Source organism: Streptomyces sp. NPDC031064 (assembly GCF_055570965.1).
This window is the reverse complement of the sequence record NZ_JBVIGF010000003.1, coordinates 220023-232035: the sequence shown is the minus strand read 5'-3', so window position 1 is coordinate 232035 and position 12013 is coordinate 220023. Positions and strand designations below refer to the sequence as shown.

Sequence of the window (12013 nt, the reverse complement as noted above, 5' to 3'; positions counted from 1 at the left end):
GGCTTCACTTGACCAGCCCCGCGGCCAGCAGCTCCACGAAGCCGACGTCCTCCTTCGCGACGCCGAAGACCTCCGCCCGCTGGAGGGTCCGCTCGGCCCACGCGCGGTGGGGCTTCACTTCATTCATCTTGTTCGTGTACGCGCTGCGCAGCACCCCGCCGCCGCCCCGTTCCGGCCGCAGGATGTCCTGGGCGTCGCTGAACTCCTCGTGGCTGACGACGGACAGCGCGTGCACCGGCAGCACGTGCGAGGGGTGGATGCACGTCTTGCCGAGCAGGCCGTTGGCCCGGTCGAGTTCGATCTCGCGCAGCAGCCCGTCCAGGTCGTGCTCGATCAGCGCGGTGCGCAGCTCGTCGGCGCGCTGCTCCATGAAGGGGCTGCGGCGTAGCTGTGGCTTGAAAATGCGCTCCTGGAGGCGGAAGTACTCCCACACCGGGCCGGTGATGGTGAAGCCGGTGCCGTCGGACCGGCCCAGTACGTTGACGACGTCCGCGATGACACCGGCGACGATCTGGACGTCGTACGCCGTCATGTCGGGCGAGCGGCGCAGCCCGTACGCGGAGCAGAAGTCGGTGACGCCCAGCCGCAGGGCCAGGACGCGGTCCCGGTACTTGTCGACGATCCGGCCGATGCCGGCGAGCGTCTCGCGCCTGGTCTCCAGGTGGAGCAGCTCGGGCGACTCCAGCACGGGCATGGCGAACAGCCGCCGTCCGCACATGTTCTCGGCCATGGTGAGGGCCTCCATGAACGGCCCGCCGCGCTCCTCGGTGAACTTGGGCAGGACGAATCCGGACAGCAGCCGTGCGGCCGGGCCGAGGCGCCGGACCAGGTCGGCCATCTGTCCCGCTTCCCGGACGCGGATGAAGAGCAGGGGCGGCTCGCCGTCCCGCTCGTGGAGGTCGGCGAACTGCCGTACGAGGTTCTCCTCCGCCCCGGCGACCTCGCCGTCGTCGATGGAATCCTCCAGGCACAGCACCATCGACACGACGCCGCGCCCCACCTGCTTCATGACGTCGTCGGCGAGCCGGGGCCGGGTGGCGGGGCTGTAGAGCGTGGCGCCGAGGGCGGCGGCGAGGACCCGGGCCGGGGAGTCGGCGCTGAACTCGCACGGCTCCCGGTGGAAGAGGCCCGCCCGGGCAGTGGCCGGGATGTGCCCGAAATGACGCATGAGTATCCCCCGTACTGCCGTGATGGCCCGATGACATGTGGCCGGTAATAGTACGTAGGGACCGGTGTCGGGGGTTCCCCGCGGGCATGAACTTCAGGTAACTCGTCCGCTTCTCGCCCCTGCCGCGCGGCCCCCGCGTTGTCCGCGGCGTGGGCGGCCAGGCAGGATGTCGGACATGACGCACGCCATGCTCAAGGGCTCGAACGTCCCGCTCGACGCCGCGGCCGTACGGGCCGTACTGTGCTGGACCCCCGGTCCCGGGGTGCCGGACGTGGACGCTTCCGCCCTGCTGCTCGGCGGCGACGGGCGGGTGCGTTCGGACGAGGACTTCGTCTTCTACAACCAGCCGCGCCACCCGTCGGGTCTGGTGCGGCGGCTGCCGAAGAAGCGGGTGCCGGAGGGGCTGACCGACACGGTCGAGGCGGACCTGGCGGCGCTGGACGCGTCGGTGGACCAGGTGGTGGTGGCGGCGTCGTCGGACGGGGACACCTTCGATCGCGTACGGGATCTGCGGATCCTGCTGTACGACGCCGGCTCGGGCGCCACGGAGCCGCTCGCCGTCTTCGAGGTGAAGCCCGAGACGGGCGAGGAGACGGCCATCATCTGCGGCGAGCTGTACCGGCGCGGGGAGGGCTGGAAGTTCCGCGCGGTGGGTCAGGGGTATCCGACGGGGCTGATCGGCCTGGCCACGGCGTTCGGTATCTCGGTGGACGAGGCGGAGGAGACGGCGGAGTCCACGGAGACCGAGGGGGCCGAGGGGACGGGGCAGGCCGGTGGGCATGCTGCGGCCGGGTCCGCGGACCGTCAGTCGGCCCCGGACCCCATGACTGCGGGGACTGCGGGGAGTGCGGGCAGTGCGGGGACTGCGTCGGCCACGGCCGCGGAAGCGCCCACCACCGCGGTGCCCGCGCCCCCGGCTCCCTCCATGCCCCCGGCGCCCCCGCTACCGGCGGCTCCCCCGGCGCCCGCGCCGGCGTACGGCTACCCGCAGACCGGTTCGCCTTCGCCGCAGCCCGGCTCGGCCCAGCCCGCCTACGGTTACCCGCAGCCCGGCTCGGCCCAGCCCGCGTACGGGTATCCGCAGCCCGCCGCGGCCGCCGCGCCCGCTCCGGACCCGAACTTCCGACTGCCGCCGATGGGCCCGCAGTTCGTACGGAACTGAGGGCGGGCGGGTCGGAGCGGGTCAGCGCGGGTCAGCGCGGGTCAGACCTTGCCGGCCTTGAAGCCCCGCCCCCATTGCAGGCCCCACCCGTACAGCCGGTCCAGTTCCGCCTGGAAGCCGTACACGAACCGCACCTCCCGCCGCACCACCAGCTCGTCCTTGACGTTCTCCAGCATGAAGACCGCGCACGAACGGGCTTGTGGCGCGCGTTCGTCGAGCTCTATCTCGATGCGCGGGCCGTTGCTCGGGTAGAGGGTCATGGTGGCGTGCGTACGGTCGAACGCCGGTGTCTGGTCGTAGATGTAGACGAAGAACAGCAGACGCTTGATCGCGTCCCGGTGGTCGAGGTTGACGAAGATCGTCTCGCCGGAGGGCGCGCCGAACCGGTCGTCGCCGCTGAGCTTCACGTACGGCGGTGAGTTGAGGTCCCCGAAGAAGCTGCCGAGCGGCTGGACCACGCCCTTGGTGCCGTCCTTCATCTCGTAGAGACAGCCGATGTCCAGGTCCACATTGACCACACCCTGGGTGTGTGCCTGGACCACATCGGGCTTGAAGAGCTTCAGGGGGTGCCGCAGCAACCGGCCGCTGTGCTTGGACCGGCCCTCGATGTCGGAGGTGCGCATCCGCCAGGAGAGGTTGACGCGCAGGTTACCGGTCGCCGCGCCCTGTTTGGTGAGAGAGACGGACGGGCGGCGCTTGGTCAGGTCGATGGCGTTCGTCGAGGCGCTGCCCGAGTCGAACTGCGCCGCGTTGTTCCGCCACAGGTTGTCCCAGAAGGCCATGCGCCCACCCCCAGTCGTCCGGTTCCTCATGGATACGCGCGGATACGCGGCGGGGCGGCCGGGAGCACCCGGCCGCCCCGCAACGGAAGCGTTCCTCAATGCCGGGGCCGCCACACCATCGCGGACCCCGGCGAATGTCACACGGCGACGTGCGTCTTGTCGTCCTCGCCGGCCGCCGCCAGCGCCTTGTTGCGGCGCACGGAGGACAGGAAGGACGCGGCGATCAGGAAGACACCGATGGTGCCGGTGATGAGCTCGCTGATCTCGTGCTGGATGGTGATGAGCAGGATGACGGCGAGCGCGCCGATCGCGTAGTGCGCGCCGTGCTCCAGGTAGACGTAGTCGTCCAGCGTGCCCTGGCGGACCAGGTAGACGGTGAGCGACCGGACGTACATCGCGCCGATGCCGAGACCCAGCGCCATCCAGAAGATGTGGTTGGTGATGGCGAAGGCGCCGATGACGCCGTCGAAGGAGAAGGAGGCGTCGAGGACCTCGAGGTACAGGAAGAGGAAGAACGCCGCCTTGCCGGCGAGGCCGACCGCGGAGACGGGCTTGCCCTCCTTCTTGGCCTTCTCCTCCTCCTCGTGCTCGCGTTCCTCTTCTTCCTCCAGCTTGTCCTCGAAGTACCCGGACAGGCCGCCGACGACGAGGTACGTGATCAGACCCGCCACACCGGACAGCAGCACGGTGGCCGACTTGTCGGCGTGCCCGGTGCTGGTGTGCGCCTGGGTGGCGAAGGTGACCGCGGTGAGGAGCAGGACGATCAGGGCGATGCAGACCGACAGCATGTCGACCTTGCCGAGCTTGGCCGCCGGACGCTCCAGCCACCGGAGCCACTTGTGCTCACGGTCCTCGAACATGAAGTCCAGGAAGATCATCAGCAGGAACATGCCACCGAACGACGCGATGGCCGCGTGCGCGTCGGTGACGAGGTCCTCGTACCGCCCGGGGTTGTCCAGGGCGAGCTGGACGGCCTCGATCGGGCCGACCTTGGCGCTGATGGCGACGATCACGACGGGGAAGACCAGCCGCATGCCGAAGACCGCGATCAGAATGCCGATCGTCAGGAAGATCTTCTGCCAGAAGGCGTTCATCTTCTTGAGGATTCCGGCGTTGACGACCGCGTTGTCGAACGACAGCGAGATCTCGAGGATCGACAGGATCAGTACGATCCCGAACGCCTCCCAGCCCCACTGCCAGGCGGCGAAAGCGAGGCCGAGCGCCGTGACGGCGAACGACCAGCCGAAGGTTTTCAGAACCACTGGCTACCCAATCGTGTTAAGTACGGGTACGGGTCTCCCCCGCGCCGTGCGCGCCGGGCTTTGAACGAACCCGGAGACGTGCTTTAGGAAACATTGACCCCGAAGTCTAGAGCGATGCCCCTCAGGCCCGATGCGTACCCCTGCCCTACCGCCCGGAACTTCCACTCGCCGCCGTACCGGTAGAGCTCGCCGAAGATCATCGCGGTCTCGGTCGAGGCGTCCTCGCTGAGGTCGTAGCGCGCCAGCTCCTGGCCGTCGGCCTGGTTCACGACGCGGATGAACGCGTTGCTGACCTGGCCGAAGGTCTGGCCCCGGTTGTCCGCCTCGTGGATGGAGACCGGAAAAATGATCTTGTCGCAGTGGGCCGGGACCCTGGGGAGGTCGACGATCAGCGACTCGTCGTCGCCGTCGCCCTCGCCGGTGAGGTTGTCGCCGGTGTGCTCGACGGAGCCGTCGGGGCTGGTGAGGTTGTTGTAGAAGACGAACCATTCATCGCCGAGCACCCTGCCGTTCTGGCACAGCAGTGCGCTGGCGTCGAGGTCGAAGGGCGCTCCGGTGGTGGAGCGCGCGTCCCAGCCGAGTCCGACGAGCACCTGGGTGAGGTTGGGTGCGGCCTTGGAGAGGGAGACGTTGCCTCCCTTGGCGAGCGTGACGCCCATGACGTGGATCCTCCCCTGAGATCTGCTGCTGCGTTGTCCCGGGGACGACCCCCGGATCCCCGGCCCGCGCACGGGCCGGTCGGTGTGCCCACGTGCCCGTGGGCGGGCGGTAAGGCACGTCCGGCGCCGCACGAGAACGTGCGGCGCCGGACGAAACTGAACGGCGTCCAAGCCCGGGGCGGTGCCCCGGACCCCGGTGCGGCCGCCCCGCGCGGTACGTACGCCCAACCCGGCCCGCGCCCGGCAGGCGCGGACCGCCTGGCCCGCGCCCCGCCCCGCCCGCCGCGACGCCAAGCCCCGCGCCGGGCACCGCACCGCGCCGCGAAACCCCGAGCCGGGCCACGCCGCGCGGCACCGTCACGCACCACGTGCCGAGCCGCACCACGTGCCGAGCCGTACCGCGACACGCGCCGCGCCGCGACGCGCGCCGAGCCGCACCGCCACGCAACACGGGAGCCGAGCCGAGCCGCCCCGGACGAACGGCACCGCCCCGCAATACGTGCCGTGCCGAGCCGAGCCGTACCGCACCGCACCGCACCGCACCGCGCGCCGAGCCGTACCCCACGCGCGGGCGATCCGGGCCGCTGCCCGGGCCAGTACCGCTGCCGGCGCCGTTACCGCTGGCGGGCGGTGGGTCAGACGTTGACGCCGAAGTCCTGCGCGATGCCGCGCAGGCCCGAGGCGTAGCCCTGGCCCACCGCGCGGAACTTCCACTCCGTGCCGTGGCGGTACAGCTCGCCGAAGACCATGGCGGTCTCCGTCGAGGCGTCCTCGCTCAGGTCGTAGCGGGCGATCTCGGCACCGCCGGCCTGGTTCACGACGCGGATGAACGCGTTGCGGACCTGGCCGAAGGACTGCTGGCGGGTCTCGGCGTCGTAGATCGACACCGGGAAGACGATCTTGGCGACATCGGCCGGGACGTTGGCCAGGTCGACCTTGACCTGCTCGTCGTCGCCCTCGCCCTCACCGGTGAGGTTGTCACCGGTGTGCTCGACCGAGCCGTCCGCGCTCTTCAGGTTGTTGAAGAACACGAAGTCCTGGTCGTTGCGGACCTTGCCCTCGGCGTTGACCAGAATGGCACTGGCGTCGAGGTCGAAGTCCGTCCCGGTGGTGGTGCGGACGTCCCAGCCCAGACCGACGGTGACTGCCGTCAGGCCCGGGGCCTCCTTGGTCAGCGAGACGTTGCCGCCCTTGCTGAGGCTGACTCCCACGAGTCCCTCCATTGGTTTCCAGGGGCAGCGCCCCCGTCGTGCGTTGGCATCGGATCAACGACTGGATCCTAGTAACCGGTTCCCGTCGCGAGCAGGCACTTGCGCCGAAGATGTCAGAGGGTGTCGAGCGCGGCCACGTACTCGTTGAGGTCGCGGGCGTCCGGCAGGCCGTTGACGACCGTCCAGCGGACGACGCCCTCCTTGTCGATGATGAATGTGCCGCGCACCGCGCAGCCCTTCTCCTCGTCGAAGACGCCGTACGCGCGCGAGACCTCGCCGTGCGGCCAGAAGTCCGACAGCAGCGGGTACTCCAGGCCCTCCTGCTCGGCGAAGACGCGCAGCGTGTGGATCGAGTCGTTGGAGACGGCGAGGAGCTGGGTGTCGTCGTTGACGAACTTCGGCAGCTCGTCGCGGAGCGCGCACAGCTCGCCGGTGCACACGCCGGTGAAGGCGAAGGGGTAGAAGAGGAGCACGACGTTCTTCTCGCCCCGGAAGTCGGCGAGCGACACGGTGCGTCCGTGGTTGTCCTTCAGCTCGAAGTCGGGGGCCTTGGTGCCGACCTGGACAGGCGTGGCCGTCTCGATCGTCTCGATCGCCATGACAGAAAGCGTCCCTTCGCTGGTGTCCACTGGGTGCCCACTGGGTGTCGTGGGATCCCACCCTACGCACAGGGCCCCCGCCGACAGATGTCGGTGGGGGCCCCGGGGGCTGGGGAGGCCGGCTCGGGCCGGCCGGGGAACCGCGGCTCAGCGCTTGCCGGTCTTGGCCGCCTTCGGCGTGACCAGGCGGCTGCCGGTCCAGTCCTTGCCCGCGTTGATGCTCCGGGTCTGCGAGAGGCCCGCGGTCTGGGCGGCCTCGTTGATGTCGCTGGGCTCGATGTAACCGTCACGGCCGGTCTTGGGCGTCAGGAGCCAGATCTCCCCGCCCTCGTCGACCAGACCGATGGCATCCACCAGCGCGTCCGTGAGGTCGCCGTCGTCATCGCGGAACCACAGCAGCACGACGTCGGCGACGTCGTCGTAGTCCTCGTCGAAGAGCTCCTGGCCGGTGACGGCCTCGATTGCCTCACGGAGCTCCTGCTCGACGTCGTCGTCGTAGCCGATCTCCTGGACCACCTGTCCGGGCTCGAACCCCAGCTTCGCCGCCGGGTTGGTCCGCTCCTCCGCGTGGTCCGCGGTCGCGCTCACGGCTTGCCTCCTGATCGTGTTTGGAAAGTGCTTCGGCCGCGCGCGTACGCGTGGCATTGGGCGTAGTCCACACGTGCGGGGCGGATCGCGCAAGTACCCGGCGATCGAGACCGCCGAAACGGTGACTTTTGGGGCCGTCTCGCCGCAACTCCAGGCACCTTCCCGCCCGCGCCCGTGATACACGCCACGGCTCTTGACCCACTTTATTCGCTTCTACTCCTTCCGTGCGCCCGTGGGGGGCGAACGGCTGAACGGAACACATGGCCGGGTTGGGCGTAAGGTTGCGATTTGGCGGGCTCCCAGCGCCGTTACGACGACCCGTGGGGGTTACCCCTCGGTAAAGATGACGTTTACCTTCCCCGGGGTACACGATGGTGGCGGCGCGACCGTACTGCTGACGCTCCACTCCCCGTAGGCTCCACCGACCAGAAGGAACAGCGTGGCTTCCGGATCCGATCGCAACCCGATCATCATTGGCGGCCTTCCCAGCCAGGTCCCGGATTTCGATCCCGAAGAGACCCAGGAATGGCTCGACTCCCTCGACGCCGCCGTGGACGAGCGCGGCCGGGAGCGGGCCCGTTACCTGATGCTCCGCCTGATCGAGCGGGCCCGCGAGAAGCGCGTGGCCGTGCCCGAGATGCGCAGCACGGACTACGTGAACACCATCGCCACCAAGGACGAGCCGTTCTTCCCCGGCAACGAGGAGATCGAGCGCAAGGTCCTCAACGCCACGCGCTGGAACGCGGCCGTGATGGTGTCACGCGCGCAGCGTCCCGGTATCGGTGTCGGCGGTCACATCGCCACGTTCGCCTCCTCCGCTTCCCTCTACGACGTGGGCTTCAACCACTTCTTCCGTGGCAAGGACGAGGGCGACGGCGGCGACCAGATCTTCTTCCAGGGCCACGCATCGCCCGGTGTCTACGCGCGCGCGTTCCTCCTGGACCGGCTGAGCGAGGCGCAGCTCGACGCCTTCCGCCAGGAGAAGTCGAAGTTCCCCAACGGCCTGTCGTCGTACCCGCACCCGCGCCTGATGCCGGACTTCTGGGAGTTCCCGACCGTCTCGATGGGCCTCGGCCCGATCGGCGCGATCTACCAGGCGCGCATGAACCGCTACATGGAGGCACGCGGCATCGCGGACACCTCCAAGTCGCACGTGTGGGCGTTCCTCGGCGACGGCGAGATGGACGAGCCGGAGTCGCTCGGCCAGCTCTCGATCGCGGCGCGAGAAGGCCTCGACAACCTGACGTTCGTCGTCAACTGCAACCTTCAGCGGCTCGACGGCCCGGTGCGGGGCAACGGCAAGGTCATCCAGGAGCTGGAGTCGCAGTTCCGCGGCGCCGGCTGGAACGTGATCAAGCTGGTGTGGGACCGCTCCTGGGACCCGCTGCTGGCCCAGGACCGCGACGGCATCCTGGTCAACAAGCTGAACACCACGCCCGACGGGCAGTTCCAGACGTACGCGACGGAGACCGGCGCCTACATCCGTCAGCACTTCTTCGGCGACGACCACCGGCTGCGCGCCATGGTCGAGGGCATGACCGACGACCAGATCCTGCACCTGGGCCGTGGCGGTCACGACCACAAGAAGATCTTCGCGGCGTACAAGGCAGCGGTCGAGCACAAGGGCCAGCCGACCGTGATCCTGGCCCAGACGGTCAAGGGCTGGACGCTCGGCCCGAACTTCGAGGGCCGCAACGCGACGCACCAGATGAAGAAGCTGACGGTCGACGACCTGAAGCGCTTCCGCGACCGGCTGCACCTGCCGATCTCCGACAAGCAGCTCGAGGACGGCCTGCCGCCGTACTACCACCCGGGCCGCGACTCGGAGGAGATCCAGTACATGCACGACCGCCGCAAGGCGCTGGGCGGGTACGTCCCGACCCGCGTCGTGCGGGCGAAGCCCCTCGCGCTGCCGGACGACAAGACGTACGCGGCGGTCAAGAAGGGCTCGGGGCAGCAGTCGATCGCCACGACGATGGCGTTCGTGCGGCTGCTGAAGGACCTGATGCGGGACAAGGAGATCGGCAAGCGGTTCGTGCTGATCGCGCCGGACGAGTACCGCACCTTCGGTATGGACTCCTTCTTCCCGAGCGCCAAGATCTACAACCCGCTCGGCCAGCAGTACGAGGCCGTGGACCGGGAGCTGCTGCTCGCCTACAAGGAGTCGCCCACCGGGCAGATGCTGCACGACGGCATCTCGGAGGCGGGCTGCACCGCGTCGCTGATCGCGGCCGGTTCGGCGTACGCGACGCACGGCGAGCCGCTGATCCCGGTGTACGTCTTCTACTCGATGTTCGGTTTCCAGCGGACCGGTGACCAGTTCTGGCAGATGGCCGACCAACTGTCGCGCGGCTTCGTGCTGGGTGCGACCGCCGGCCGTACGACGCTGACGGGTGAGGGTCTCCAGCACGCGGACGGCCACTCGCAGCTCCTCGCCTCCACGAACCCGGCGTGCGTCGCGTACGACCCGGCGTTCGGCTTCGAGATCGCGCACATCGTCAAGGACGGTCTGCGCCGGATGTACGGCGAGAGCGCCGACGGCAAGCCCGGCGAGGACGTCTTCTACTACCTGACCGTCTACAACGAGCCGATCCAGCACCCGGCCGAGCCGGCGGACGTCGACGTGGACGGCATCCTCAAGGGCCTGTACCGCTTCAGCACCGGCCAGGCCGGGGCGGTCCCCGCGCAGATCATGGCGTCCGGCGTGGCCGTGCCGTGGGCGCTGGAGGCGCAGCGGATCCTCGCCGATGAGTGGAACGTGCGCGCCGACGTGTGGTCGGCGACGTCCTGGAACGAGCTGCGCCGCGAGGCCGTGGCGGTGGACGAGCACAACCTGCTCCACCCGGAGGAGGACCAGCAGGTCCCGTACGTCACGCGGAAGCTGTCCGGTGCGGAGGGGCCGTTCGTGGCCGTCTCCGACTGGATGCGGTCGGTTCCGGACCAGATCGCGCGCTGGGTACCGGGGACGTACACCTCGCTGGGCGCGGACGGCTTCGGCTTCGCGGACACGCGGGGCGCGGCGCGGCGGTACTTCCACATCGACGCCCAGTCGATCGTGCTGGCCGTGCTGACCGAGCTGGCCAAGGAGGGCAAGGTGGACCGCTCGGTGCTGAAGCAGGCCGTGGACCGGTACCAGCTTCTGGACGTGTCGGCGGCCGACCCGGGCGCGGCGGGCGGCGACGCGTGACGCACGGCGCGGCGTCCAGCGCACCGGGCGCGTAGCCCCTCGGGCGCGTGGCCCATCGGGTACTCGGCCCATCGGGTACGTGGCCCATCGGGTACGCGACCCATCGGGCGGTGGGGACTCGGGTCTCCACCGCCCCCTAACATTTCGGGCATGAACGAACGCTGGGAGGCGCGCACCCAGGCGCCGCTGCTGGGGCTCGCCGTCGCGTTCGGCGTGGCCTACGCGATACCGATAGTGGCGCCCGACGCCGCCCCGTGGGTCCACCGTGCCTGTCTGACGGTGGAGTGGGTGGTGTGGGGCGCCTTCGCCGTGGACTACGTCGTACGACTGGTGCTGGCGCCGGAGCGATGGGCCTTCGTACGCCGCCACCCACTGGACCTGGCGGCGGTGTTGCTGCCGCTGATCCAGCCGCTGCGACTGCTGCGGGTCGTCTCCACCCTGCTGCTGATGGGGCGGCGGGCCCGGATGGCACCGCAGATAACGCTCACCACCTATGTCGCCGGGTCCGTGCTGGGCCTGCTCATGTTCGGCTCGCTGGCCGTGCTGCACGTGGAGCGCGACGCGCCGGACGGGAACATCAAGACGCTGGGTGACGCGGTGTGGTGGTCGTTCACCACGATGACGACCGTCGGGTACGGCGACCACGCGCCGACGACGGGGCTCGGGCGGGTCCTGGCGGTCGGGCTGATGCTCTCCGGCATCGCGCTGCTGGGTGTCGTCACCGCCAACATCGCGGCCTGGTTCATCTCCCGCTTCGAGCGGGACGACGCGGTGGAGCGACGCCAGACGGCGCTCCTGGAGGCCCTCACGCGAGAGGTCCAGGACCTACGGGCGGAGGTCGCCCGGCTGTCGGGCAACACCGGAACGGGAGCCACCGGCCCCGCCGCGCCCGGCGCACCCCTCACGCCTGCCGGGCCCGCCGGCCCCGCTGTTCCGGCGCAGACCACCACGGAGGGGGCCGGCTGACCACCGGCCGGGCGCCGTCCCTTGGCACGGAGGCGCCCGCGACGCGGCGGTGCGGACGGTGAGCGGTCAGAGCTGACCAGTGGGCGGTGGGGTGCATACGCCTGGGCGTGGCGGTACGCCTAGAACGTGCCGTTGCCCGGGGTGCCGGCACCGGCCAGCCAGACGAGGGCCAGCACGGTGTCGATCGCCCCGAGAACGAACGCGACCAGCGCCGGGATGTGATCGCTCGCCCAGCGCCGGCCCATGCCGAGCCAGCCGCAGACGATCGCCACCGGGCCGAGGATGATGCCCAGTACGAAGAATCCGGCGATCGCGCAGACCAGCCCGACGATCCCGAGTGTCGCGCGATCCGGCCCGGTCCGCGACCACATCCGGCCGCGTGAGCGGGGGCTCCTGCGCGAACGTGAGGTGTACCCGAAACCGTCCATG

At 69.8% G+C, this 12013-nt stretch carries 11 protein-coding genes; 3 read left to right on the top strand and 8 right to left on the bottom strand.

The window, feature by feature from the left end:
* Window positions 1-4: 4 nt before the first annotated feature.
* On the bottom strand, window positions 5-1168 hold the full coding sequence (locus ACZ46W_RS12045; RefSeq protein ID WP_468335323.1) for an HpcH/HpaI aldolase/citrate lyase family protein: 1164 nt from the start codon (window positions 1166-1168) through the stop codon (window positions 5-7).
* 175 nt (window positions 1169-1343) lie between these two features.
* Here ACZ46W_RS12045 and ACZ46W_RS12040 point away from each other — a divergent pair, with 175 nt between their 5' ends.
* Window positions 1344-2330, top strand: coding sequence for a TerD family protein (locus tag ACZ46W_RS12040; RefSeq protein ID WP_468335320.1), 987 nt, complete (start codon window positions 1344-1346; stop codon window positions 2328-2330).
* A gap of 41 nt (window positions 2331-2371) precedes the next feature.
* On the opposite strand, the gene ACZ46W_RS12035 is transcribed toward ACZ46W_RS12040, so the two are convergent.
* The 6 genes from ACZ46W_RS12035 to ACZ46W_RS12010 all read right to left on the bottom strand — a co-directional run bounded on the left by ACZ46W_RS12035 (window position 2372) and on the right by ACZ46W_RS12010 (window position 7431).
* The gene (locus ACZ46W_RS12035; RefSeq protein WP_468335316.1) at window positions 2372-3112 is read right to left on the bottom strand and encodes a TerD family protein; all 741 of its coding nucleotides are present in this window, start codon (window positions 3110-3112) and stop codon (window positions 2372-2374) included.
* A gap of 137 nt (window positions 3113-3249) precedes the next feature.
* Window positions 3250-4374, bottom strand: a complete 1125-nt coding sequence (locus ACZ46W_RS12030) for a DUF475 domain-containing protein (RefSeq protein ID WP_468335313.1) — start codon at window positions 4372-4374, stop codon at window positions 3250-3252.
* Between the two features lie 83 nt (window positions 4375-4457).
* Window positions 4458-5033: a TerD family protein gene (locus tag ACZ46W_RS12025; protein ID WP_468335310.1), complete on the bottom strand. Its 576-nt coding sequence runs from the start codon at window positions 5031-5033 to the stop codon at window positions 4458-4460.
* Window positions 5034-5668: 635 nt separating this feature from the next.
* Window positions 5669-6244, bottom strand: coding sequence for a TerD family protein (locus ACZ46W_RS12020; protein ID WP_468335307.1), 576 nt, complete (start codon window positions 6242-6244; stop codon window positions 5669-5671).
* Window positions 6245-6357: 113 nt separating this feature from the next.
* Window positions 6358-6843, bottom strand: coding sequence for a peroxiredoxin (locus ACZ46W_RS12015; RefSeq protein WP_468335304.1), 486 nt, complete (start codon window positions 6841-6843; stop codon window positions 6358-6360).
* Between the two features lie 147 nt (window positions 6844-6990).
* Window positions 6991-7431, bottom strand: a complete 441-nt coding sequence (locus ACZ46W_RS12010) for a DUF3052 domain-containing protein (RefSeq protein ID WP_468335301.1) — start codon at window positions 7429-7431, stop codon at window positions 6991-6993.
* A gap of 439 nt (window positions 7432-7870) precedes the next feature.
* Here ACZ46W_RS12010 and aceE point away from each other — a divergent pair, with 439 nt between their 5' ends.
* Both aceE and ACZ46W_RS12000 read left to right on the top strand, forming a co-directional pair.
* Window positions 7871-10618: a pyruvate dehydrogenase (acetyl-transferring), homodimeric type gene (aceE, locus tag ACZ46W_RS12005; protein WP_468335298.1), complete on the top strand. Its 2748-nt coding sequence runs from the start codon at window positions 7871-7873 to the stop codon at window positions 10616-10618.
* Between the two features lie 150 nt (window positions 10619-10768).
* Window positions 10769-11584 (top strand): potassium channel family protein, encoded by an 816-nt coding sequence (locus ACZ46W_RS12000; protein ID WP_468335295.1) that lies wholly within the window; start codon window positions 10769-10771, stop codon window positions 11582-11584.
* A 119-nt stretch (window positions 11585-11703) separates the two neighbouring features.
* Here ACZ46W_RS12000 and ACZ46W_RS11995 read toward each other — a convergent pair whose 3' ends face one another.
* Window positions 11704-12012, bottom strand: coding sequence for a small hydrophobic protein (locus ACZ46W_RS11995; RefSeq protein WP_468335292.1), 309 nt, complete (start codon window positions 12010-12012; stop codon window positions 11704-11706).
* Window position 12013 lies beyond the last annotated feature (1 nt).